Here is a 24,220-nt window from a genome sequence, read left to right as displayed (position 1 = left end):
AGCTCCTTGGGTGAGGAGCGAACACGGAGGCGCGACCGGCCAGGCACCGAGCGTGCCGGGATGGGGAGTGATGGAGGACCGTGAGAAGCAGTCGGCGGACCCCGCCGAGCTGCGCCCGCTGCTGACCGCGCTCAGGTCGCTGCGCGACGGCGACTTCTCCGCGCGCCTGCCCGAGGACGGCGACGGGGTGCTCGGCGAGGTGGCCGACGCCTTCAACCAGGTGGCCGCCCGCAACGAGCACCTGGCGTCCGAGGTGCGCAGGGTGCGGGGGGTGGTCGCACGGAAAGGCGTGCTGGACGAGCGGATATCCGCCAGCACGGGCCAGGGCGACTGGGCGCAGACCGTGCACGACGCGAACGACCTGCTCGACGCGCTGGCCGTGCCGATGACGAACGCCACCCGGGTGCTGGAGGCCGTGGCGGAGGGCGACCTGAGCCAGCACATGGAGCTGCGGGTCGGCACCCGGCAGCTCCACGGCGAGCTGCGCAGTCTGGGCGTGGGGCTCAACCGCGTCGTGGACCACCTGTCCGCCTTCACCGGCGAGGTGATGCGCGTGGCGCACGAGGTGGGCACCGAGGGCAGGCTCGGCGGCCGCGCCAGCGTGCGGGGGCTGTCCGGCTCCTGGCGCGCGGTGACCGAGGCCGTCAACACCATGGCCTCCCGGCTGACCCGTCAGGTGCGCGACATCGCCGCCGTCACCACCGCGGTGGCCAGCGGCGACCTGACCCGCAAGGTGACGGTGGAGACCGCGGGGGAGCTGCTGGAGCTGAAGCTCACGGTGAACACGATGGTGGACCAGCTGTCGGCGTTCGCCGACGAGGTCACCCGGGTGGCCCGCGAGGTCGGCACCGACGGCATCCTCGGCGGCCAGGCGCAGGTCAGGGACGTGTCGGGGGTGTGGAAGGACCTCACGAACAACGTCAACCTGATGGCCTCGAACCTGACCTCCCAGGTCCGTAACATCGCCCAGGTGACCACGGCGGTGGTGCGGGGCGACCTCAGCCAGAAGATCACCGCGGACGCGCGCGGTGAGATACGCCAGCTCATGAGCACGGTGAACACGATGGTGGACCAGCTGTCGGCGTTCGCCGACGAGGTCACCCGGGTGGCCCGCGAGGTCGGCACCGACGGCATCCTCGGCGGCCAGGCCCACGTGAAGGACGTGTCGGGGGTGTGGAAGGACCTCACGGACAACGTGAACTTCATGGCGTCGAATCTGACGTCGCAGGTCCGCAACATCGCCCAGGTGGCCACGTCGGTGGCCAACGGCGACCTGTCGAAGAAGATCGACGTGGACGCGCGCGGCGAGATCCTCGAACTCAAGACCACCCTCAACACCATGGTCGACCAGCTGTCGGCCTTCTCCTCCGAGGTGACCCGGGTGGCGCGCGAGGTCGGCACCGACGGCAACCTCGGTGGTCAGGCGCAGGTCAGGGACGTGTCGGGGGTGTGGAAGGACCTGACGGACAACGTGAACTTCATGGCGTCGAATCTGACGTCGCAGGTCCGCAACATCGCCCTGGTGACCACCGCGGTGGCCAACGGCGACCTGTCGAAGAAGATCGACGTGGACGCGCGCGGCGAGATCCTCGAACTCAAGACCACCGTGAACAGCATGGTGCAGCAGCTGCGCGACTTCGCGGACGAGGTCACCCGGGTGGCGCGCGAGGTCGGCACCGAGGGGAAGCTGGGCGGGCGCGCGCAGGTGCACGGTGTCTCGGGGGTGTGGAAGGACCTGACGGACAACGTGAACTTCATGGCGTCGAATCTGACGTCGCAGGTCCGCAACATCGCCCAGGTGGCCACGGCGGTGGCCAAGGGCGACCTGTCGAAGAAGATCGACGTGGACGCGCGCGGCGAGATCCTCGAACTCAAGACCACCCTCAACACGATGGTCGACCAGCTGTCGTCGTTCTCCTCCGAGGTGACCCGGGTGGCGCGCGAGGTCGGCAGCGAAGGCCGCCTCGGCGGCCAGGCGCGTGTCGAGGGGGTGTCGGGCAACTGGAAGCGGCTGACGAGGAGCGTCAACGAGCTGGCCCTGAACCTCACCACACAGGTGCGCAACATGGGGGAGGTGGCGAGCGCGGTGGCCAAGGGCGACATGTCGCGGTCCATCACCGTCGAGGCGCAGGGCGAGGTCGCCGACCTCAAGGACAACGTCAACCGCATGGTGTCCAACCTGCGGGAGACCACCCGTACCAAGGACTGGCTGGAGTCCAACCTCACCCGCATCGCCGGCCTGATGCAGGGCCACCGCGACATGGTGGAGGTCGCGGACCTGATCCTGCGCGAGCTGGCGCCGCTGGTGAACGCGCACTCCGAGCTGTTCTTCCGGGTCGACTCCGGCGCCGCGGACGGCGAGGGCCTGGAGCTCATCGCTGACTACGGCGTCGGCGGCCGCGGCCGGGACGACCTCCAGTCGGAGTCCCCGATCCGCGGGCTGATCGCCCAGGCCGTGCAGCAGAAGAAGCGGATCCTGATCGAGGACGCCCCGCAGGACTACGTGACCGTCGAGTCCGGCCTGGGCTCGGCGCCGGCCTCCAGCATCCTCATCCTGCCGATCCTCTTCGAGGACCGGCTGCTGGGCGTGATCGAGCTGGCTTCGTTCAGCAAGTTCAACGAGATCCAGCTGACCTTCGTCGACCAGTTCGCGCACACCATCGGCGTCTCGTTCAACACCATCCTCGCCAACGCCCGCACCGAGGCGCTGCTGTCGCAGTCGCAGCGGCTGACGTCCGAGCTGCGTACCCGCTCCGAGGAACTCCAGCGGTCCAACGCGGAGCTGGAGGAGAAGGCGTCGCTGCTGGCCACGTCGTCGCAGTACAAGTCGGACTTCCTGGCGAACATGTCGCACGAGCTGCGCACGCCGCTGAACTCCCTGCTGATCCTCGCCCAGTTGCTCGCCGACAACGCCGACGGGCGGCTGTCGGACCAGGAGGTGGAGTTCGCCGGCACCATCTACCAGGCGGGCTCCGACCTGCTGCAGCTCATCAACGACATCCTGGACCTGTCCAAGGTGGAGGCGGGCCGGGTCGACGTGCGCCCGCAGCGGATCCCGCTGACCAAGCTCCTGGAGTACGTACGCGCCACGTTCCGGCCGCTGACCATCGACCGCGGGCTGGGCTTCGAGGTGACCGTCGGCGACGACGTGCCGTCCGAGCTGCACACCGACCAGCAGCGCATCCAGCAGGTGCTGCGCAACCTGCTGTCCAACGCGGTGAAGTTCACCAGCAGCGGGCGGGTGGAACTGCGGGTGGACCGGGTCCCGTCGGAGGAGTTCGAGGAGGACACGCTGCGCGACGCGGAGGTGGTCGTCGCGTTCTCCGTCAAGGACACCGGCATCGGCATCCCCGCCGAGAAGCTGGACGTGGTGTTCGAGGCGTTCCAGCAGTCCGACGGCACCACCAGCCGCAAGTACGGCGGCACCGGGCTGGGGCTGTCCATCAGCCGGGAGATCGCCGGCCTCCTCGGCGGGCGCATCGACGCCGAGAGCGAGGAGGGCGTGGGCTCGCGGTTCACCCTCTACGTACCGGCGCAGCTGCCCGGCAAGGCGCTCGCGGCCGCCTCGGGGAGCGCGACGCCGCAGCTCGAACCGGCGGAGGTGCGCGGGCCCTGGAAGAAGCGGCCCGCCGGGGACCGGGGCGAGCGGCGGGAGCACCCGGCCGAGCCGCAGGCACCGCCGGCGGCCCGCGCCCCCGCCCGCGGCGCGGAGGGCGACGCCGTACGCACCACGGAGCCGGCACCCGGTCCCGAAGCGGCCGGCGGCGCCGGCCCGTCGGAGCGGGAACGGGCGGACACCTGGCCGGAGACGACCCGGCTGCGGCAGTGGCTCAGCGGCCGGCCCGGGCAGGTGCTCACCGGCCGGCACGTCCTCATCGTGGACGACGACATCCGCAACGTGTTCGCCCTGACGCACATGCTGGGCCGGGTCGGGATCTCCGTGAAGTACGCGGAGAACGGCCGCGAGGGGCTCGACGTCCTGGACCGCTCCCCGGAGATCTCGCTGGTGCTGATGGACATCATGATGCCGGAGATCGACGGCTACGAGGTGATCCGGACCATCCGTGCCACGCCGCGCCTGGCCGCCGTGCCGATCATCGCGCTGACCGCCAAGGCCATGCCGGGCGACCGGGAGAAGGCCATCGAGGCCGGTGCGGACGGCTACGTGCCGAAGCCGGTCAACGTCGACCGGCTGCTGGCGGCGATCTACGAGCAACTCGACTCGCACGACCGGCGGTCGGACCCCGGCCGCCCGGCCGGGGACTCCGGGGACGCGGACTCCGGGGCTGCGGACGCCGCCGTCACGGACCTCGGGGCCCGCCGCGCCGCCGGGCCGGGGGAGGACCGGCCCGCCTCCGCCCCGCACCCCGACGACGATTCGCCGGGTGACGATTCGCAGGGCGACGGCCCGACGGCACCCGGGCGGGCCGCATGACCGCCCCCACCGCGCCGACGCCGCCGCCCGCTCCGGACCCGGCCGGCATCCTCATCGTCGACGACATGGAGGAGAACCTGGTCGCGCTGACGGCGGTGCTCGGTCCGCTCGGCCAGCGCGTCGTCGTCGCCCACTCCGGCGAGGAGGCGCTGAAGGCGATGCTGCGCCAGCAGTTCGCCGTCGTCCTGCTGGACATCCTGATGCCGGGGATGGACGGCTTCGAGACCGCCGCGAACATCAAACGCCTCGACCAGACCAAGGACGTCCCGATCATCCTGCTCACCGGCCACGGCATCGACCCCGACTACGCCTACCGCGGCTATGCGGTGGGCGCCGCCGACTTCCTGTCCAAGCCGATCGAACCCTGGATACTGCGCACCAAGGTCAACGTCTTCCTGGAGCTGCACCGCAAGAACCGGCAACTCGCGGTGCAGGCAGAGCAGTTGCAGCGCCTGCTGATCACCGACCAGGACGGGGCCACGGGATTCGGGGAGCGGCTCAGCGACGTCACCTGGCGGCTGATGCAGGTCGAGTCGCTACTGCGGGAGGGGGCGAACCTCAGCGGGCCGGCCCTCGCCGACCGGATCAAGGACCTGGAGGCGTCGGTACGCGGCCTCGCCCGGCACGGCGATGCGGACGCGGACACGGACACCGGTGAAGGCGCCGCCGCGGACGGCGGCGGGAGCGGCCCGTAGGCCGTCACCGGTCGCGGCCGAGTACGGCACGGACCCGTTCGAGCCCCTCCACTCTCCCGCGGGCCCGGTCGGGCATGCCGTCGTCCCGGCGCCAGCGCCAGGCCGAGAAGATCGCCCAGCCGAGGGCGCGGCACTGCTGGAGCCGGCGCCGGTCGGCTCCAGCGTAGTGCTTCCCCACGTCCTCGGGCGCATGGGCGAGGTCGAACTCGACCGGCCCCCGGCAGCAGGTGGCGAGGTCGACGAAGAGCGGCCCCCTCCTCGTGCTCAGGAGGTTGCCCGGATGCGGCTCGCCGTGCAGCAGCTGTTCCCCGGGACTTCCGGCGCCGATCGCGGCGCCCAGGCCGCTGAGGGTGTCGCCGAGGAAGGCCCGGTCGGCATCGGGCAGTTCGGGGGAGCGCTCCGGGTCCCTCACCTCTCTCAGCGCCTCGGCGACCCGGTCGGTGAAGTGGGGTGCGTCCAGGTCGATCCGGCGCAGGGCGGCATGGTGCCGCATGAGGACGTCCGCGTAGTCCGCCGGCGCGATCTCCGGTCCCACGGGCTCGTAGTAGCGCCAGAGCGAGACGGCGAAGCCCCCGCGGACGTATACCCGCGGCTCGGCCCGGGGATCGAGCTCGGCCACCGGAGCGCCGGCGTCGGCGAGCAGGCGGGCGGCCTCCACCTCGATCTCGGAGTCGGCCAGCAGCCGCGGCGGCGCGACCCGCACCAGGACGTCGCACGGGAGCAGGCGCAGCACGACGCGGTCCGAGTCGTTGACGACGACCGCGTCGTCGGCCCGGAGGCCCAGCTCCGCGGCGGTCGTCCGCCCTGCCGCGACCGCGCGCCCGAGTTCCGACGGCTCCATGCCGTCCCCCCTTCACGGTCGAGAGTGGTTCGGCGGCGGCAGGCGCCGCTCACCGCCGGGAGGGTACGCGAGCTACCGCGGGGAAGCGATCTCCTTTTCGAGCCGGGGGCCTTCCTCGACGAAGGACAGCTCCCGGCCGTCCCGCAGGCCGGCGACCCCGATGAGCGAGAGCGCGCACATGAAGATCATCAGTGTGGACAGGGCCCACGTCCCGCCGGTGAGCGCGGTCAGGGCAGCCGCGATGAACGGCAGGGTGCCGCCCGCGATCGCGGCGGCGAACTCCCGGCTCACCGCGACGCCGGTGTACCGCACCGGGGTGTCGAACTGCTCGGGGAGCATCGCCGCCTGGGCGCCGAGCATCAGGTCGTTGGCGAAGGTGAGCATCAGGGTCATCGCGATCCACACCACCCAGGAATGGCCGGTGTCGAGCAGCCAGAAGAAGGGGAACGCGAGGAGGGCGCACAGCACGGCTCCCGACGCGAAGACCGGTTTGCGGCCCCATCTGTCCGAGAGCGCCCCGGACAGCGGCAGCGTGACCACCTTGACGGAGTTGGCGATCAGCAGCCCGACGGTGCCGACACTCGCGGCCATGCCCAGGTCGTCCTCGATGTAGGTGAGGGCGTAGACGCTGGGCACGTAGGTCGCGACGTTCGGGCCGATGTTGGCGAGCAGGCACCGCAGTAGCGTCCTCGGCTGGTTCCGGGCCAGGTCCAGGGCCGGCACCGGCGTCCGCTCGCCCTGCTCCCTCGCCTGGTCGAACGCCGGTGTCTCGGCCACGCGCATGCGGATGTACAGGCCCACCGGCAGGATCAGGATGCTGAGCAGGAAGGGGATCCGCCAGCCCCAGGAGGTGAACTGGTCGTCCGGGAGCAGGGTGAACGGGGTGAAGACGGCGGCGGCGAGGATGACGCCGACCCCGTTGCCCGTGGGCGGGATGGCCGCGTACAGGCCGCGCTTGCCGGGCGGCGCGTGCTCGGCCGCCATCAGCGCCCCGCCGGCGTACTCCGCTCCGGCGCCGAGCCCCTGGAGGATGCGCAGCACCACCAGCAGCGCGGGGGCGGCGACGCCGATGCTGTCGTAGTCGGGGATGAGGCCCATGAGGGTGGACGCCACCGCCATCAGGCAGAGCGTGATCACCAGGACCTTCTTCCGGCCGATCCGGTCGCCGTAGTGGCCGAAGAGGAGGCCGCCGAAGGGGCGGGCGAAGAAGCCCACGGCGAACGTGGCGAGTGCGGACAGCGTCCCCACCATCGGGTCGTGGCCCGGGAAGAAGACCTCGTCGAAGACCAGCGCGGCGGCGGTCCCGAAGAGCATGAAGTCGTACCACTCCAGGGCAGTGCCCACGGTGCTGGCGCTCACGACGCGACGAATCATGGCGTGTCCCTTCGTACAGGGTGTGCCGGCCGGTGCGGCACGGTCAGCTGACGGGGGCGGACTCGAAACGGGGGCCCAGGTAGGCGCCCTGGGCGAGGAGCAGGCGCTGGAGCGCGGGTACGTCGACGGCGCGGGGGAGCACCCCGTCCCGCTGCGCGAGGGCGGCCGCGGCCCCCGCTGCCTCGCCCATCGCGAAGGACGGGGGCATGACGCGGATCGCGGCGAGTGCCTCGTGGGTCGCCGAGACGCACCGCCCGGACAACAGCAGGTTGTCCAGGTCCCGGGGGACGAGGCTGCGGTAGGGGATCTCGTAGATGTTGGCGGTGGGCGGGATGCCGTCGTCGAAGGGGCCGTTCGGGCCGGTCGGGCTGTGGATGTCGACCGGATAGCCGGCCACCGCGACGGTGTCCTCGAAGGCGTGCCCCGAGGTCAGTTCGTCGAGGGTGAGGAGGTGCTCGCCCCGGATGCGCCGCGTCTCGCGGACGCCGACGGTGGCGGCCGTGTCGAGCAGCCTGCAGTTCTCCATCCCGGGCAGCCGCTCGCGGAAGAACCGCATCAGCTCGACGACCTGGCGGCGGGCCGCGATCTCCCCGGCGGTGAGGTCGCCGGCGTCCGTGCCGTCCAGGCCGAGGACGCGCGTGGTGTTGATGCGCCACACCCCCGGCTCCAGGGTCTTGAAGAGCTGGATGCCCCGGCGGGGGAGGGTGAAGGAGCCGTCCGCGCTCGCCTGCTCCACCAGCCCCTGGAAGGGGAACCGCTCCTCGGGGTGCGCGTCCTGATACGCCCGTACGGCGTCGTCGTCGACGTCCGCGACGCGGAAGAACAGGGTCATCGGCTGCATCTGGCCGTCCCCGTCCCGGCCCAGGTCGAAGCCGGCCCCCGCGCGGGCGGCGACGTCGCCGTCCCCCGTGCAGTCGACGACCGTGGTGGCGGGGAGCACGCCGAGGCCGCTCTTGTTGCCCACCACCACGCCGGTCACCCGGCGGTCCTCGGTGAGGGCGTCGGCGACGAAGGTGTGCAGCAGCAGCTCGACCCCGGCCTCCTGGCACATGTCGAGCGCGACCACTTTGGCCGCCTCCGGGTCGAAAGGGGTCACCGCTTCGTGCCCGTACACCATGAAGCCCGAGTACGGGCTGCCGGAACGGGTCTCGGACGGGTGCACCGCGCCGCCCACCCGGACCATGCGCCGCACGAACTCGTCGAAGATCCCGCGGACGAGCTGGGTCGTGCCGTCGAGCGAGAAGGAGGTCATGCAGGGCCCCACGAGGCCGGCGGTCAGATTGCCCCCGAGGAACCCGAACCGCTCCACGAGCCGGACCGAGGCCCCGTTGCGGGCGGCGGCCAGCGCCGCGCCCAGCCCGGAGGGCCCGCTCCCCACGACGAGGACGTCGGTGGGCTCACTCATCGGGAGCCGGCGGGTGTACGTGTGACTGGGCATGGTGGAACAGACCTCCGTGACAGGGGGTGCGGGGGAGGGGCCCGCTTGGTTCTGCGGCTCACGGGCCCGGTGGTGCCCGCCACCATGCCTGCTCCCGTGCACGTTTTACCAGGGCAGTGCACACATGTGCAGCGTGAGTCGATTGTGCGTCTGACCAGCGCGTACTGGTGCCCGCAAGGTGAGGGACGGGCGTACGGGGCGGGGAGCCGGCGGCCGTGCGGTCAGGCGGACGGCGCGGCGGGGCCGTCGAGCAGGAGGACGGCGGTGCGCTCGTCGATCACCAGCCGGGTGATGTAGTCCCCGGCCAGGGCCGCGCGCAGCGCATCGATCTTGTGGTCGCCGGAGACGGCGCAGATCCGGTGGCCCACGTCCCGGAACCGGTCCAGGTCGGGGCCGCTCGTACGCTCGTTGAGGCGCACCCCGTGATGGCTCCCGTCGGAGCGCATGAAGACGGTGGCGATGTCGCCCACCACCTCGTCCTCGGCGAGGGAGGCGAAGTCGGACTCGTCGAGGTAGTAGCCGGCCATGTAGGGGCTGCTGGGCATCCCGTCCGCCACCGTTCCCACGCTGAACAGGGCCGCGTCGGCGGTCTGCTGCAACTCGGTGACCCTGCGCACCACGCGCTCGCGGAACAGCGCGCGCTTGGTCTCCGCCGAGTCGAAGAACAGCGGCACCGGCAGCTGCTGGACGACGGCGTCGAAGGCCGCGCCGAACGCCGAGAACAGCTGATGGGAGTAGTGGGTGCCGGTGACCCGCGAGTTCCCTGCCCCGTTCAACTGCACGAACTGGCAGTTGTGGACCGGTTTGGGGATCAGGCACCGGCTGATGGCGTTGACCATGGTGCCCCAGGACAGGCCGATGACCATGTCGGAGTCGAAGACGGAGTTGATCACCCGGGCGGCCTGGATGGCCGTCAGCTCCAGCCGCTCGACGTTGGTGGCGGCCGCCGGGACCCGGGCCACGTGGGCCCGGACGCCGAACTGCTCCCGCAACCGCCGCTCCACCACGCCCACCCGGGGCTGGGGGCGGTGGATGCGGATCTCCACCAGCCCGGTGTCCCTGGCGTAGCCGAGGAGCCTGGACACCGTGGAGCGCGAGGTCCCCAGCTCCTTGGCGATGGCGCCCATGGTGGCGCGCTGGAGGTAGTACTGCTGGGCGACGCGCAGGGCGGTCTCGACCCTGCCGTCCGCCGCGACTCCCGGCGCCCCGGGCTCGTAGCGGTCGGGATCCCGATCCTCGTGAAGCGGCCGGCGGGGCGAATCCCCGGGCATGTCCGCAGGTCCCACGCGCGTCATCCTAGGGGAGGGGGGAGCGGACAGGGCAGGTCGGGCCCGCCGCGGTGTCCGGCGTCATCCGCTGCGGGTGCGCCGGGAGGGGGAGCCTCCGGCGTCCTGCGTGGCGGTCCAGGAGGCGAGGAGGCGCAGCCCCTCTTCGGACGGCGAGCCGGGTTCGGCGGCGTAGACGGTGAGGGTGAGGCCCGGTTCCGCGGCCATCTCCAGGCCCTCGTAGGCGAGGGTGAGGTCGCCGACGGCGTGGTGGTGGAAGCGCTTGGTGCCGGTGCCGTGGTGGCGGACGTCGTGGGCGCCCCAGCGGGTGCGGAACTCCTCGCTGCGGGTGGACAGCTCGCCGACCAGGTCGTGGAGGCCCTTGTCGTGGGGGTTGCGGCCCGCTTCGGTGCGCAGGATGGCGACGGCGACGTCGGCGAAGGCGTCCCAGTCGGGGTAGAAGCGCCGGGAGGCCGGGTCCAGGAACTGGAAGCGGGCCAGGTTGGCCTGGTTGCCCGGGGCGGCGTAGAGGTCGGCGTAGAAGGCGCGGGCCAGCGGGTTGGCGGCGAGGACGTCCATGCGCCCGTTGCGTACGAACGCGGGCCCGGCGGTGACGGCGTCGAGGATCCACTGGAGGCTGCGGTGCGGCTTCCAGTGGTCCCTGGTACGGCGGCGGGCGGGCCGGGTCAGGGCGTCGGAGCCGTCGGCGGCGCGGGCGAGGTTCAGCAGGTGGGCGCGTTCGGCCTCGTCGAGCCGGAGGGCGCGGGCCACTGCTTCCAGGACGACCGGGGAGGCGCCGGCGAGGTTGCCGCGTTCGAGCTTGGCGTAGTACTCGACGCTCACGTCGGCCAGGGCGGCGACCTCGCTGCGGCGCAGCCCGGGCACGCGCCTCCTGCTGCCGGAGGGCAGCCCGGCCCGCTCGGGGGTGATCTTCGCTCGCCGCGAGGTCAGGAACTCGCGGACCTCCGCACGGTTGTCCATGCCTTCGACGGTACGGCCTGGCGGGCCGCGGAGGGGTGCACCGCCGGTACACCCCTCATCAGGGACTCGCTGTCCCGGCCGGACGGGGGTTGCCTGGAGGGCGTGGCACTCGCTGCCCGCCTGCGGGAGCAGGAGGGCGCCGGGGTGCCCGCCCCGGGCCCGGGGGAAGCGGTCTCCCCGTCCGCCCCCCGGGACCCGCCACCCGTTCGGCGGCCTGCCGGCGCCCTCCGGCGCCGGCGGCCTCAGCAGGCAAGGAATCCCTCTTCATGCGCGGTGCAGTGATCCACGGCCCCGGTGACATCCGCTTCGAGACCGTGGCCGACGCGAAGATCGTCAAGCCGACGGACGCCGTCATCCGTACGGCCGCGACCTGCGTGTGCGGCTCGGACCTGTGGCCCTACCGCGGTGCGGAGCCGACGGGGCGGGCCCACCCCATGGGCCACGAGTACGTCGGCTTCGTCGAGGAGGTCGGAGCCGAGGTGACGGCGGTCCGGCCGGGCCAGTTCGTCGTCGGCTCGTTCGCCACCTCGGACAACACGTGTGCGAACTGCCGCAACGGGTTCCCGTCGAACTGCCTCGACCGCGAGTTCATGTCCACCTGCCAGGCCGAGTACGTCCGCATCCCCCACGCCCAGGGCACCCTCGTCGCCACCGACGACGTGCCGGACGAGGACCTCTGGCCCGGGCTGCTGGCCGTCTCCGACGTCATGGGCACCGGCTGGTGGGCCGCCGACGCCGCCGAGGTGCGGCCCGGCTCGACCGCCGTGGTCGTCGGCGACGGCGCGGTGGGCCTCTGCGCGGTGCTCGCGGCCAGGGAGGCGGGAGCGGAGCGCATCATCGCCATGTCGCGGCACGAACCGCGGCAGCGGCTCGCCCTCGCATGCGGCGCCACCGACATCGTCACCGAGCGCGGCGAGGCGGGCGTCGCCCGGATCAAGGACATGACCGGCGGGATCGGCGCGGACTGCGTCCTGGAGTGCGTGGGCACCGCCCAGTCCGTGCAGCAGGCGCTGCACTCCGCCCGCCCCGGTGGCAACGTGGGACTCGCCGGGGTCCCGCACGAGGTCGCCGTCGACGGGCAGGAGCTGTTCTTCTCCCACGTCGGCGTGCGCGGCGGCCCCGCCCCCGTACGCCGCTACCTTCCCGACCTGATCCAGCGGGTCCTCGACGGGCGGATCGACCCGGGCAGGGTCTTCGACCTCACCCTGCCCCTCGACCAGGTCGCCGAGGGCTACCGGGCGATGGACGAGCGCCGCGCCGTCAAGACCCTGCTCATCCCCTGACGCACCCCGCGGCGGCGACCGCCCGCACCGAGAACGCCCCCTGACCCGGCCCGCCCCCGGGCCGCACCGCGCACCTGCATCGGGAGCAACCCCATGAACCCCACGTACGACTTCACCGGCCAGGCCGCCTTCATCACCGGCGCCTCCTCCGGCATGGGCCTTGCCGCCGCCCGCGCGTTCGCAGAAGCGGGCGCGGCCGTCGCACTCGCCGACATCGACGAGAACGCCGTGGCCGGCGCCGCGAGGGACCTCACCGGAGCCGGCCACCGAGCCCTCGCCCTGGTCTGCGACGTCACCCGGGAAGACCACGTCGCTGCCGCCGTCGACCGCACCGTGGAGGCCTTCGGACGGCTCGACATGGCCTACAACAACGCCGGCGTCATGGCGCCGCCCACCGACGCCGCCGACGAGACCGCCGAGCAGTTCGACCGCGTCAACGCCGTCAACCTGCGCGGCATCTGGGCGAGCACGAAGCACGAACTGCGCCACATGCGGGCGCAGGGCAGCGGGGCCATCGTCAACTGCTCCTCACTCGGCGGCCTCGTCGGCAACCCGGGCCGCGCCGCGTACCACGCGGCCAAGCACGGCGTGATCGGCCTGACCAGGAGCGCGGCCCTCGAATACGGCCCACGCGGCATCCGCATCAACGCCGTCTGCCCCGGCACCATCAGCACCCCCATGGTCGACACCATGGTCGCCAGGGGAGAACTCGACCGCGCCCGGGCCGAAACCGGCCAGGCCATCGACCGCCTGGGCACCGCCGAGGAGGTCGCCCAGGCCGTGCTGTGGCTGTGCAGCCCCGGCGCCGCCTACGTCACCGGCGTGGCCCTCCCCGTCGACGGCGGCTACACCGCACAATGACCCCCGCACCGCTCGCGTCCAGGGGGACCGTCATCGGCATGGACCCGGAGCCGGACATGCTCCGGCTCGCCAGGCGGGCGGCAGCCGGACGAGGGGTCCGGCGCTTGCCTGCCCGACCCGAACGCCGCCCCGTGCCGGCGGGATCAGCCTGCGATCCGATGTGCCTGTGCTGACCGCCGATCCGGAGCCCACCACCCGGTCCGAGCGGAGCCGCTCAAGCGGCCGGGTGGTAGCGGGAGAAGAGCGGTATCGCCTTGGCCACCTGGACCCGGGTGTTCTCGCGCTCGTCAACGAACGCGCGCAGTTCGTTCTCCCCGTCCAGGTAGCACCACGGGAACTCCCGCACGTCCGTGCCGATCAGCTCGAACTGCCGTAGCGCCTCCTCCCAGCGCCCGCAGCGCGTCAGCGCCAGCGCGAGGTGGTTGCGGATTCCCGTGACGGCCGGGTCGTCCGGGGCGTAGGCGGCGCAGGCGGCGAGGGTGTGGTCCACCGCCGCGTGGATGCGCCGGCGGGGGACCGGGCCGCGGGTCGGGTGTTCGGTGAGGTACTCCGTCGCCGCCACGATCGGCAGGGCCGCCAGCAGCCGGCCCGGCTGGGCGCGGGCTGCCGCGGCCTCCGCGAAGTCGAACATCTCCTCGTGCGAGCCGTACCACTTCGCGCAGAGGTACTGCAGGGCGCTGGAGTGGCAGCCGTAGTGGTCGGGGTCGCGGTCCATGACGTTCAGCAGCAGCCGGTCGAACACCGGGCGGGGGGCCCGGGAGCCCGTGGCGTGTTGCAGGGCGACGCGCCAGGGCACCGGGTCGCCGGGGCTGAGCTCCGTCGCCTTGTCGATGAGCGGGGCGGCCCGGGCGAGGATCCGGAAGAACTCGTCGAACCGCTCCGCGGAGACGTGCTTGGCCCACGCGCCTGTCCGCGCCTCCCAGGCGCGGCAGACCTCGGACTCCGCCGCGACGAGGGCCGCGTCCGGGTCGTCGGCGTCCTTCTGCAGCCAGTCCTCCAGCCACCGGGGCCGGGTCAGGGCGACGTTCGCGAGGTGGCGTACACACGTGTCGCGCCGCTCCCACGCCCCGCGGCGGCGGGTGTCGGCGAGCAGTTCGCGGGCCGGGCCGTGGTCGCCGTCCCACGCCGCGGACAGCACCGGCCGCAGTACGGGATCGGGGCGGTCGACGCCCAGTTGGGTCACCGGCGGCAGCGAGGCGCCGACGGAACGCAGGTGGCGGAGCACACGGGGGAAGGCAAGCACCATCGGCAGACGCGGCATGTACATAGGACCGCGCCGGCCCGTCCGGGGTTGTCCCCGGAAGATCACGGCTCCGCAACACCCGTGCCGTGCGGCCGTCGGCTGCCACGTGGCCGGGGCCGTCCGGGCCCGTGCGGGGTCCGGGCCGGCCGCGTTGCCCCGTGTGCCCGGCGCCGGGCCCGCTTCTCTGGGGGCTACCCCAGCCTCCACCCCAGGTTCGGCACCGGGGCCCCTGTCCGGGCGTCGGGGCGCGCTTACGGTGAGCCTCGGTTCAGTGCCGAGCGCCAGGTGGGAGCAGTGCCCGTGATCACTATTCCGCAGGAACAGTCCCTGATGGGTGTGGCCGTCGACGGCATGGACGTCCTCGGCGCACCGGACGCGGACCTCGCGTCGCTGAAGCAGCTCGTCTACACCCACAAGATCGTGGTGCTGAAGAACCAGCGGCTGGACCCGGCCGGGTTCGTGGCGCTGGGCAGGCGCCTCGGCGAGGTGGAGACGTACTACCAGCCGATGTACCACCACCCCGAGCACAGCGAGATCTTCGTCTCCTCCAACGTGAAGAAGGAGGGGGAGCAGGTCGGCGTTCCCCAGACGGGGAAGTTCTGGCACCACGACTACTCCTTCATGCCGCGTCCGTTCGGCCTGACCCTGATCTACCCCCAGGTCATCCCCCGCGGGGAACGCGGCACCTTCTTCATCGACCTGGAGAAGGCGTACGAGCACCTGCCGCAGAAGCTGAAGGACGAGATCGAGGGCAGCCGCGTCCTGAACAGCGTGCGGCGGTACTTCAAGATACGGCCGACCGACGTCTACCGCCCGATATCCGAGATCATCGCGGAGATCGAGGAGCAGACCCCGGCGATCGCCCACCCGACGGTCTTCCCGCACCCGGTCACCGGGCGGCCGGTGCTCTACATCAGCGAGGCGGTCAGCTACCAGCTGATCGACGGCGAGGGCAAGCCGCTGCGCGACGGGCTGCTGGAGGACCTCTTCGAGGCCGTCGGCCAGTCCGACCGCACCTTCACCCACCCCGCCATCCACCTGCAGCGGTTCGACGAGGGCGACCTGCTGGTCTGGGACAACCGCAGCCTGGTGCACCGCGCCCTGCACACCGTCAACCCCGAGCCCACGGTGTCCTTCCGGGTGACGGTCCACGACGAGTACGACTTCTACCCCGGCATCGGCCGCCCCTAGGCGGCGACGGCGGACCCGGGAGGAGAGACGACCCGGGAGGAGAGACGGACGCGGGAGGAGGGAGCGTGGCGGTGGACGGCGACGAGGCGTTGCTGGAACGCGTGCTCCGGGTCTACAAGCCGCACTGCCGGTACCTGGAGTCGGCCACGGTGACGGCCGGGGGAGATCCGGCGGACGAGGGCGGGCAGGTCGGCGTACGGGGCCGCTTCCACATCCCCGAGTCCTGCTACATCGACGACACCGGGCACTTCAACGCGGTCGAGTTCAACATCTGCTACAACCAGATGATCTACCTCCTCATGGCGGAGTCCGTCGAGCAGCGGCTGATGCGCTCCTTCGCCGGCTGGTCCCTGGACGACTTCTGGGCGCGGCAGCTGGCCGACATGTTCATCGTCGACTTCCACAGCTCCTTCCGCCGGCACATGCGCGGTCGCCGCTTCTGGGGAGAGCTCGACGTCGTCGAGGCGTTCGAGGGCGACTGGGGCAGCGGCCCGTTCCTGTTCCTCCGTACGACGTGCCGGTTCGGCGAGGCCGACGAGCCCGCCGCCCACGGCAAGGTGCTGGTCGCCGTGAAGGCCGCCGCCGGCGCCGACGACCTCTCCGCCGCGACGGCGTAGACCGACCAGACCCTGCCCACGGATGACACGGGAGTACGGAGTCATGTCCACACCCCACGGCGAGCCCATCGCCGTCGTCGGTATCGGCCTGAGGTTCCCGGGCGACAACACCACCCCCGACGGATTCGCGGCGTTCCTGCGCGACGGGCGGTCCGCGCTGCGGCCGCTGCCCACCGACCGGTGGGACCCCGTGGAAGCGGACCCCGACGACCCCGGGGCACGGGGCGCCATCCGGTGCGCGCAGGGCGGATTCCTCGACAGGCCGGACCACTTCGACGCGAAGTTCTTCAACGTCTCGCCGAAGGAGGCCGACTACGTCGACCCCCAGCACCGGGTCGCGCTCGAAGTCGCCTGGGAGGCCCTGGAGGACGCCGGCATCGACCCGGCCCCGCTGCGCCACGGCAACGGCGGCGTCTACATGGCCGTCAGCAACCTCGACTACATCGGCGAGATGAGCACGTACCCGCTGGACGACCTCAACGCCTACATGGCGACCGGAGGCACGTTCAGCGCGCTCTCCGGCAGGCTGTCCTACTTCCTCGGCTGGCGCGGCCCCTGCATGACGGTGGACACCGCGTGCTCCGCCTCCCTGGTCACGGTGCACCTCGCCGCGCAGGGGCTGCGCGCCGGCGAGACGGACATCGCGCTGTGCGGCGGGGTCAACACCATCCACAGCCCGCGCGCGTACGTCATGGCCAGCAGCGGGAACATGCTCGCCCCCGACGGCGTGTGCAAGACCTTCGACGACGCGGCCGACGGCTACTGCCGCAGCGAGGGCTGCGGCGTCATCGTGCTCAAGCGGCTCTCCGACGCCCAGCGCGACGGCGACCGGATCTACGCCCTCGTCCGCGGTTCCGCCGTCGGCCAGGACGGCGAGAGCAGCTCCCTCATGGTGCCCAACGGCACGGCCCAGGAGCGGTTGCTGCGGACCGCCCTGGCCGGCGCCGGGCTGGAGCCGGGGGACGTCTCGTACGTCGAGGCCCACGGCACGGGTACGCCGCTGGGCGACCCCATCGAGATGGGCGCCATCGGCGCCGTGTTCGGCGCGTCGCACACCCGCGAGGACCCGCTGGCGGTCGCGTCGCTCAAGACGAACATCGGGCACATGGAGTCGGCCGCGGGCATCGGCGGCGTCATCAAGACCGTCCTGCAACTGCGCGAGGGCGCGCTCTACCCGCACCTGAACCTCGACACGCCCTCCCGGCGCATCCCCTGGGACGACCTCCCGGTCTCCGTCCCCACCGCCGGCCGGGAGTGGACCGCGGCCACCCGGCGCGCCATGGTCAGCGCCTTCGGCCTCACGGGCATCGTCGCCTCCGTCGTCCTCGAACAGGCCCCCGACGCCGCGGCGGAGCCCGCCGCCGTCCCGCCCCCCGCGGGCGAGCCACACGTCCTCACGCTCTCCGCGAAGAGCCCCGGCGCGCTGCGCGGGCAGGTCCAGCGCTACCAGCGGCTGCTGCGCGACCGCCCGGGGACCGACGTGGCGGAGCTGTGCCACGCCGCCGCCACCCGGCGGGCCCACTTCGACCTGCGCACCGCCGGGGTCGTCCGCGACCACGACGACGTCGCCCGCTTCCTCGACAACGCCCTCACCCGCTCCACCCGCCCCGACCAGCCGGCCGGCGCCGCCCGGGTGGCGTTCCTCTTCTCCGGCGGCGGCACCCAGTACGTGGGCATGGGCCGGCCGCTGTACGAGCGGTTCGCCGCCTTCCGCGAGCATCTGGACGACTGCGACCGGCTGTTCGCGCCGCACCTGGGCCGGTCGATCCGCGACATGGTGCTCGGCGACGCCGACGACGCCGAGCTGATCCACCAGATCCGGTACATGCAGCCCGCGCTCTTCGCGCTGGAGTACGCCGTCGCGCGGCTCTGGCTCTCCTGGGGCGTACGGCCCGCCGTCCTCGCCGGCCACAGCGTCGGCGAGATCGTCGCGGCCACCGTCGCCGGCCTGTTCTCCCTCGACGACGCCGTCACGCTCATGGCCGCACGCGCCCGCCTCATGGACGCCTCGCCGCCCGGTGCCATGGCGGCCGCGGAGGCGGGTCCCGCCGAGGTCGCCGACCTGCTGGCGGAGCACGACGACCTGTCGGTGGCCGCCGTCAACGGCGCCCGGCAGATCGTCCTCTCCGGCGGCAAGGCCTCCCTGGCGGGCGTCGAGGAGGCCCTCGCCGGGCGCGGGATCAAGACGAGGCGCCTCGCCGTGTCCTGTGCCTCGCACTCGCCGCTGATGGCCGAGGCCGCCGGGGAACTGCGCGCCGTCGCCGCGGGACTCACCTTCCACACGCCGGAGTTCACCCTCGTCTCCAACCTGACGGGCCGGGTCGCCGACCCGGCCGAGCTGGCCACGCCCGACTACTGGGCCCGCCACCTGCGCGAGCCGGTACGGTTCGCGGAGGGCATGCGCGCCGTCGCCGAGCGCGGCCGGCACGCCTTCCTGGAGGTCGGCCCGGCCTCCGAACTCGTCGGCATGGGCAAGCAGGGCCTCGATGCCCCCGGCGACCACCTGTGGCTGAGCAGCCTGCACGCCGAGGACTCGGACGGCACAGTGGCCCGCCAGTCCCTCGCCCAGCTCTACGCGGCCGGCGCCCCCGTCTCCTGGCACGGCTACTACGGCGACCGCCCCCGCAGCACGCTCACCCTGCCGACCTACGCGTTCGACCGGCGCCGGCACTGGCTGCCCGCCCCGGGCGGCGGCGGCGCCGCGGCCCTCGGCCGCAACGACGTACACGCCCTGCTCGGCCGCGAGGTCTCCACCGACGAGCAACGGGCCGCAGGCGTCCGCACGTTCTCCGCCCGCATCGACGCCCGCCGGCCCGGCTACCTCGCCGACCACAAGGTGATGGGCCGGGTCGTCTTCCCCGGCGCCGGCTACGTGGAGACGCTGCTCGCGCTCCAGGACGCGGTCTACGGCGAGACGGGCCTGCCCCTCGCGGGGCTGACGATCCACGAGGCCCTGTTCCTCCCCGAGGAGGGCACCGTCGAGCTGCGCACCCGGCTGCGGCCGGGCGACGGTGGCGGCCCGGCGGAGGTGGAGATCGTCAGCGTGGTGGAGAGCGAGGACCCCGGCGCCGAGCCGTTCGAGCGGCGCCACGTCACCGCCACCGTCGACGCGGGGGCCGCCGCCGGGCTCGCCGGCACCGAACAATCCCTGCACGCCCTGCTCGACCCGGCGGGCGAGCCGCGCTCCCGGCGGCTGCCCGACGACCTGTACGCGGACTTCGCCGAGCTGGGCGTGGAGTACGGGCCGCACTTCCAGGGCGTACGGAGCGTCGAGCGGCACGGCGACGACCTCGCCGTGGGCGAACTGCGCGGGCCGGACGCCGCCCCGGGCGAGTTCCTGCCGCCCGCCGTCCTCGACTGCGCACTCCAGACCCTCACGGCCCTCGCCGACGACGACACCGTCGCCATGCCCGTGGGGTTCGCCCGCTGCCGGCTGCTGCGCAAGCCCCGCGGCAGCACCCTGCGCAGCGTCCTGCGCGTCAACCCGCCCGCCGACGGCGGCAGCGGCGACGCGGCGGGGGAGGGGGAGCTGCCCACCGCGGACGTGCTCGTCCTGGACGGGGACCGCACGGTCTTCGTGCTGGAGGGCCTCACCCTGCGGCGCGTCGCGAACGCCGCCCCCGACCGCGACCGGATGTACTCCGAGGTGCGGTGGGTCAAGCGCGCGTTGCAGGCCACCCCGCGCGAGCCGCGCCGGGTGCTGCTCGTGGGCGCCGATCCGGCCGGCGTGCGCGCCCTGGCCGGGTCCGCCGAGGAGCACGAGGTCGACCTGTCGGTGGCCGCCACCCCCGCCGAGGCAGCGGCGCTCCTCGCGGAGCGGCCCACCGACGTGTGCTGGTTCTGGCGGCCGCCGCCGGAGCCGGGCGAACCGCTGCCCGCCGAGTGCGAACGCAACTACCGCGATCTGCTGGCGCTGCGCGACGCGCTGGGCCAGGCGGGGTTCGGGCACGGCCAGCGGCTGTGGCTCGTCACCGAAGGCGGCCAGTGGCTCCCCGGCGACCGGCCGGACGGATCGGACGGAGGCGGCGCGGCCCCGGTCGCCGCCACACTGTGGGGATTCGGGCACGTGATGTGGACCGAGCACCCCGCGTACGGTGTCACCCTCGTCGACCTGCCGCGGCCGGAGAGCGACGGCGCCGGATACCTCTCGCTGCTGGACGAGTGGACGGCCGTGGACTCCGCCGACTACCAGGTGGCGTACCGCTCGGGGGTGCGGCACGTGCGCCGCGTGTACGCCGAGCCGGGCGGCCCGCACACCGACGTCGAGCTGGTCACCAAGGAGTACGGTCAGATCGGCGGCGTCGTCGCGGTGCCCCTCGCACCGGAGCCCGCGCCCACCGGCAGCCGGATCCGGATACGGGTCCACGCGGCGGGCCTGAACTTCGTGGACGTGGCGAACGTCCTGGGCCTGCACCGCGCGCTCGCCGAGGAGGCCGGGAACCCGCTGACCGAACTGCCGCTGGGGATGGAGTGCGCGGGGGTGGTGACGGCGGCCGGGCCCGACGCCGCGTTCCGCGTCGGCGACGCCGTCGTCACGGCCCACCTCGGCGCCCTGCGCCGGGAGTTGACGGTCGAGTCGGACAGGGCGGTGCCCAAGCCCGCCCGGCTCGGCTTCGCGGAGGCCGCCGGCCTGCCCATCGCGTACCTCACCGCGCACCACGCGCTGCACGACCTGGCGGGGATGCGGCGCGGCGACCGGGTGCTGGTGCACTCCGCGGCCGGCGGCGTCGGCCAGGCGGCGGTACGGCTCGCGCAGCGGGCCGGTGCCGAGGTCCTGGCCACCGCCAGCCCGCAGAAGTGGCCGTTCCTGCGAGGCCAGGGCATCCGCCACGTCATGAACTCCCGCGAGCCGGCGTACGCCGACGAGGTGCTGGCCGCCACGGACGGGGAGGGAGCCGACATCGTGCTCCACAGCCTCGGCGGCGACCGCGTCGAGGCCAGCCTCCGCGCGCTCGGGCGGGGCGGCCGCTTCGTCGAACTGGGGAAGGTCGGCGCGTGGACGCCCGACGAGATCCACGCGGCCCGGCCCGACGTCGCGTACCACACCTTCGACTTCAGCGTGTTCGACCCCGAACAGCTCCGCCGGCTGACCACGGACGTGCTCGGCCCCGTGATGGAGCTGGTGGACGCCGGGGAACTGCCGCCCATCCCCACCACCGTCCACACCCTCGACGAGGTCGACGAGGCGTTCAGGTCCCTCAGCCGCGGCACCAACGTCGGCAAGCTCGTCATCGGGTTCGACGACTGGCTGGGCGCCGAACCGCCGCCCGCCGCACCGCCCGTCGAGGTCGACGCGAACCACACCTACCTCGTCACCGGCGGGTTCGGCGCGCTCGGCGGCCTCGTCGCCGAGCGCCTCACCGTCCTCGGCGCCCGCCACCTCGCCCTGCTGGGCAGGCGCACCCCGGCGGAGGAGGACCTCGCCGCCCTCCGGGAGCGCCTGGGCCCGGACGTCGAAGTCGCCGCCTACGCGGCCGACATCGGCGACGAGGACGACGTGCGCCGCGTCTTCGAGGACCTGGGGGCCCGGCAGTGGCCGCTGGGCGGCATCGTGCACGCCGCGGGCGTGCTGGCCGACGCGCCGGTGGCCGCGCAGACCTGGGAGAGCATCGAGACGGTCTTCCGGACGAAGGTCTACGGCAGCTGGCTGCTGCACAAGGCCGCCCTCTCCCTCCCCGAACTGCGGTTCTTCATCGGCTACTCGACCGTGACCTCGATCGTCGGCAACGGCGGCCAGGCGAACTACGCCGCGGGCAGCGCGTTCCTCGACACCCTGATGCACCGCCGGCACGCCGCCGGGCTGCCCGGGACCAGCGTCAACTGGGGCGCCTGGGGGGAGATCGGCCTGGCCGCCGCCGCGGGTCCGCAGCACGCCGCGAGCGTCGAGCGGCAGGGCTTCTCCTTCTTCCGGCCGGCGGCCGGGATCCGCGCCCTGTTCCGGCTGCTGGACCGGCCGCCCGCCCAGGTCACCATCGCCGAGGTCGACTGGGACCGCTTCGCCGCCACCCGGCCGCAGCCCAACGCCCTGTACCAGCAGGTCGCCCGCGGCCCGCGGCGCCGGGGCGTCGACGTCGACCCGGACGCCCTGCGGGCGCTGCCCGCGGCGGAGCGGCAGGAGACCGTCTCCCGCGCCGTCCGCGGGCTCATCGCCGACCTGCTGCACTACGACAGCGCCGACGACGTGCCGCCCGACGCCCGCTTCTTCGAGGTGGGCCTCGACTCCCTGGCCGCGGTCGAGCTGAAGAACGCGCTGGAGCTCTGCTTCCGGCTGCAGCTCTCCGCCACCAGCGTCTTCGACCACCCGTCGGTGGCCCAGCTCGCGGAGTTCCTCGACGGCCGGCTCACGGCCGCCGCCCCCGCCGGCGCGACCAGCGCGACCCCCGGCACGACCAGCACGACCAGCACGGACAGCACGGACGGAGACGCACGATGAGCCAGGCCGCCGGAACCGCCGTCCGGTTCCCCACCATCGCCGCCACCGCGGCCCACCACGCCGCGGCCCGCCCGGACCGCACCGCCGTCGAGTGCGCCGGCCGCCGGGTCACCTTCCTCGACCTGGACCTGCGCAGCAACCGTACGGCCCACGCACTGGCCGCCGAGGGCGTCACCGCCGGCACCCGCGTCGCGTACCTCGCCGCGGACACCGAGCACTACTACGACATCCTCCTGGCCTGCGCCAAGACCGGGGCCGTGCTGGTGCCCGCCGACCCCCGGCTCACCCCCGGTGAGATCGAGCACGTGCTCCGCGACTCCGGCGCCGCCCTGCTGTTCGCCGACGCCGAGCGGCTGCCCGCCGCCGAGCGGATCCGGCCCGCGCTGCCCGACTTGCGTGCCGTGGTCGGCCTCGAACCGGACGCGCCCGGCGGCGGCTTCGCCGACTGGGCCGGCGGCCGTCCCGACACCGCCCCCGAGGCGGTCCCGGACCCGGCCCACCCGCTGACGCAGATCTACACCAGCGGCACCACCGGCACCCCCAAGGGCGTGGTGCTCAGCCAGCGCAGCTTCTGGGCGGTCAACGACCTGCTGGCCCGCCACCGCCTGGACTGGCTCGACTGGCGCGAGGACGACCGGATCCTGCACGTCCTGCCGGGCCACCACATCGGCGGCCCGTGGTGGTTCCTCCAGGGCTTCCGCGCCGGGGCCGCCAACGTGCTCGGGCAGGGCTTCGAGGGCGGGCGCACCCTCCGCCAGATCCGGGACGGCGGCATCACCACCACCCTGATGGTGCCGTCCATGCTCCAGGTACTCCTCGACGAACCGGGCGCGGGCGAAGCCGACTTCGCGGGTCTGCGCAAGGTCGTGTACGGCGGCTCGCCGATGCCGGAGGCCCTGCTGCGCCGGTGCCTGGAGGTGATGGGCTGCGAGTTCGCGCAGATCTTCGGCCTCACCGAGACATGCGCCTCCGCCCTCTGTCTGCCCCCGGCCGACCACGTCCCCGGCGGGCCCCGCCTCACCGCCGCGGGCCGCGCGTACCCCGGCGTGGCGGTGCAGGTCGTCGACCGCGCCGGCGACCCGCTGCCGGCCGGGCAGGTCGGCGAGATCCTCCTCGACACCCCCGCCGTCATGGACGGCTACTGGAACCGGCCCCGCGACACCGAACGCACCGTCGTCGACGGCTGGCTGCACACCGGCGACGCGGGCTTCCTCGACGAGGACGGCTACGTCCACATCCGCGACCGCATCAAGGACGTCATCCTCGTCGCCGGGGAGAACGTGTACCCGGCGGAGGTCGAGAACGCCCTGGGCAAGCACCCCGGCGTGGCCGAGGTGGCCGTGGTGGGCGTGCCGGACCGGGTGCGCGGCGAGGCGGTCAGGGCGTACGTCGTACCCCGGGCGGGGGAGCGGCCGTCCCCGCGCGAGCTGACGACGTTCCTCAAGGACCGGCTCGCCGACTACAAGAGCCCCACGGACTACGCCTTCGTGGACGCCCTGCCGCGCACCGCGAGCGGCAAGATCCTGCGCCGCGAACTGCGCGGCCGTTCCTAGGGAGAGGAAC

General features: G+C 73.2%; 14 protein-coding genes. 8 read left to right on the top strand and 6 right to left on the bottom strand.

Going from position 1 to position 24,220, the window contains the following annotated elements; translation table 11 throughout:
* The first annotated feature begins 70 nt into the window (after positions 1 to 70).
* On the top strand, positions 71 to 4,435 hold the full coding sequence (locus tag LG396_RS07325; protein WP_225794114.1) for a hybrid sensor histidine kinase/response regulator: 4,365 nt from the start codon (positions 71 to 73) through the stop codon (positions 4,433 to 4,435).
* Positions 4,432 to 5,130 (top strand): response regulator, encoded by a 699-nt coding sequence (locus LG396_RS07320; RefSeq protein WP_225794113.1) that lies wholly within the window; start codon positions 4,432 to 4,434, stop codon positions 5,128 to 5,130. Before LG396_RS07325 ends, LG396_RS07320 begins: the two co-directional genes overlap by 4 nt.
* Positions 5,131 to 5,134: 4 nt before the next feature.
* Here LG396_RS07320 and LG396_RS07315 read toward each other — a convergent pair whose 3' ends face one another.
* The 5 genes from LG396_RS07315 to LG396_RS07295 all read right to left on the bottom strand — a co-directional run bounded on the left by LG396_RS07315 (position 5,135) and on the right by LG396_RS07295 (position 11,029).
* Positions 5,135 to 5,971, bottom strand: coding sequence for a phosphotransferase (locus LG396_RS07315; RefSeq protein ID WP_225794112.1), 837 nt, complete (start codon positions 5,969 to 5,971; stop codon positions 5,135 to 5,137).
* A gap of 72 nt (positions 5,972 to 6,043) precedes the next feature.
* Positions 6,044 to 7,330 (bottom strand): MFS transporter, encoded by a 1,287-nt coding sequence (locus LG396_RS07310; RefSeq protein WP_051642896.1) that lies wholly within the window; start codon positions 7,328 to 7,330, stop codon positions 6,044 to 6,046.
* Between the two features lie 58 nt (positions 7,331 to 7,388).
* Positions 7,389 to 8,783 carry an FAD-dependent oxidoreductase gene (locus LG396_RS07305; protein WP_225794111.1) on the bottom strand — a complete coding sequence of 465 codons (1,395 nt, stop codon included), beginning with the start codon at positions 8,781 to 8,783 and terminating at the stop codon, positions 7,389 to 7,391.
* A 221-nt stretch (positions 8,784 to 9,004) separates the two neighbouring features.
* Entirely contained in the window at positions 9,005 to 10,069 is a 1,065-nt protein-coding gene (locus LG396_RS07300; protein ID WP_225794110.1) for a sugar-binding transcriptional regulator, read from the bottom strand.
* A gap of 63 nt (positions 10,070 to 10,132) precedes the next feature.
* The gene (locus LG396_RS07295; RefSeq protein ID WP_225794109.1) at positions 10,133 to 11,029 is read right to left on the bottom strand and encodes a helix-turn-helix domain-containing protein; all 897 of its coding nucleotides are present in this window, start codon (positions 11,027 to 11,029) and stop codon (positions 10,133 to 10,135) included.
* 266 nt (positions 11,030 to 11,295) lie between these two features.
* Between LG396_RS07295 and LG396_RS07290 the strand changes: the two genes are divergently transcribed.
* Both LG396_RS07290 and LG396_RS07285 read left to right on the top strand, forming a co-directional pair.
* On the top strand, positions 11,296 to 12,312 hold the full coding sequence (locus tag LG396_RS07290) for a zinc-dependent alcohol dehydrogenase family protein (protein ID WP_225794108.1): 1,017 nt from the start codon (positions 11,296 to 11,298) through the stop codon (positions 12,310 to 12,312).
* 93 nt (positions 12,313 to 12,405) lie between these two features.
* Positions 12,406 to 13,173 (top strand): SDR family NAD(P)-dependent oxidoreductase, encoded by a 768-nt coding sequence (locus LG396_RS07285; RefSeq protein WP_225794107.1) that lies wholly within the window; start codon positions 12,406 to 12,408, stop codon positions 13,171 to 13,173.
* A 214-nt stretch (positions 13,174 to 13,387) separates the two neighbouring features.
* Here the strand turns inward: LG396_RS07285 and LG396_RS07280 are convergent, their stop codons facing one another.
* Positions 13,388 to 14,434, bottom strand: coding sequence for a hypothetical protein (locus LG396_RS07280; protein WP_225794106.1), 1,047 nt, complete (start codon positions 14,432 to 14,434; stop codon positions 13,388 to 13,390).
* Between the two features lie 282 nt (positions 14,435 to 14,716).
* Between LG396_RS07280 and scoE the strand changes: the two genes are divergently transcribed.
* The 4 genes from scoE to LG396_RS07260 all read left to right on the top strand — a co-directional run bounded on the left by scoE (position 14,717) and on the right by LG396_RS07260 (position 24,210).
* Positions 14,717 to 15,607 carry a (3R)-3-[(carboxymethyl)amino]fatty acid oxygenase/decarboxylase gene (gene scoE / locus LG396_RS07275; RefSeq protein ID WP_443729173.1) on the top strand — a complete coding sequence of 297 codons (891 nt, stop codon included), beginning with the start codon at positions 14,717 to 14,719 and terminating at the stop codon, positions 15,605 to 15,607.
* Positions 15,608 to 15,672: 65 nt separating this feature from the next.
* The gene (locus LG396_RS07270) at positions 15,673 to 16,224 is read left to right on the top strand and encodes an FcoT family thioesterase (protein WP_225794105.1); all 552 of its coding nucleotides are present in this window, start codon (positions 15,673 to 15,675) and stop codon (positions 16,222 to 16,224) included.
* 43 nt (positions 16,225 to 16,267) lie between these two features.
* Complete coding sequence (locus LG396_RS07265; RefSeq protein WP_225794104.1) at positions 16,268 to 22,657, top strand: type I polyketide synthase; 6,390 nt, start codon at positions 16,268 to 16,270, stop codon at positions 22,655 to 22,657.
* Positions 22,654 to 24,210: a long-chain-fatty-acid--CoA ligase gene (locus LG396_RS07260; protein WP_225794103.1), complete on the top strand. Its 1,557-nt coding sequence runs from the start codon at positions 22,654 to 22,656 to the stop codon at positions 24,208 to 24,210. The genes LG396_RS07265 and LG396_RS07260 overlap by 4 nt, the downstream gene beginning before the upstream one ends.
* Positions 24,211 to 24,220: the final 10 nt, after the last annotated feature.

Origin of the sequence: Streptomyces aculeolatus (assembly GCF_020400605.1) — a bacterium.
Classification (GTDB): Bacteria; Actinomycetota; Actinomycetes; order Streptomycetales; family Streptomycetaceae; genus Streptomyces; species Streptomyces aculeolatus.
Note: the sequence above shows the minus strand (reverse complement) of the source record. Positions and strands in the feature narration are given on the sequence as shown.

Coding starts and splice junctions, on each gene's coding strand:
- LG396_RS07260 (WP_225794103.1), top strand. CDS start 22,654: ATGAGCCAGGCCGCCGGAACCGCCGTCCGGTTCCCCACCATCGCCGCC.
- LG396_RS07265 (WP_225794104.1), top strand. CDS start 16,268: ATGTCCACACCCCACGGCGAGCCCATCGCCGTCGTCGGTATCGGCCTG.
- LG396_RS07305 (WP_225794111.1), bottom strand. CDS start 8,783: ATGCCCAGTCACACGTACACCCGCCGGCTCCCGATGAGTGAGCCCACC.
- LG396_RS07325 (WP_225794114.1), top strand. CDS start 71: ATGGAGGACCGTGAGAAGCAGTCGGCGGACCCCGCCGAGCTGCGCCCG.
- LG396_RS07285 (WP_225794107.1), top strand. CDS start 12,406: ATGAACCCCACGTACGACTTCACCGGCCAGGCCGCCTTCATCACCGGC.
- LG396_RS07280 (WP_225794106.1), bottom strand. CDS start 14,434: ATGCCGCGTCTGCCGATGGTGCTTGCCTTCCCCCGTGTGCTCCGCCAC.
- LG396_RS07320 (WP_225794113.1), top strand. CDS start 4,432: ATGACCGCCCCCACCGCGCCGACGCCGCCGCCCGCTCCGGACCCGGCC.
- LG396_RS07295 (WP_225794109.1), bottom strand. CDS start 11,029: ATGGACAACCGTGCGGAGGTCCGCGAGTTCCTGACCTCGCGGCGAGCG.
- LG396_RS07290 (WP_225794108.1), top strand. CDS start 11,296: ATGCGCGGTGCAGTGATCCACGGCCCCGGTGACATCCGCTTCGAGACC.
- LG396_RS07315 (WP_225794112.1), bottom strand. CDS start 5,971: ATGGAGCCGTCGGAACTCGGGCGCGCGGTCGCGGCAGGGCGGACGACC.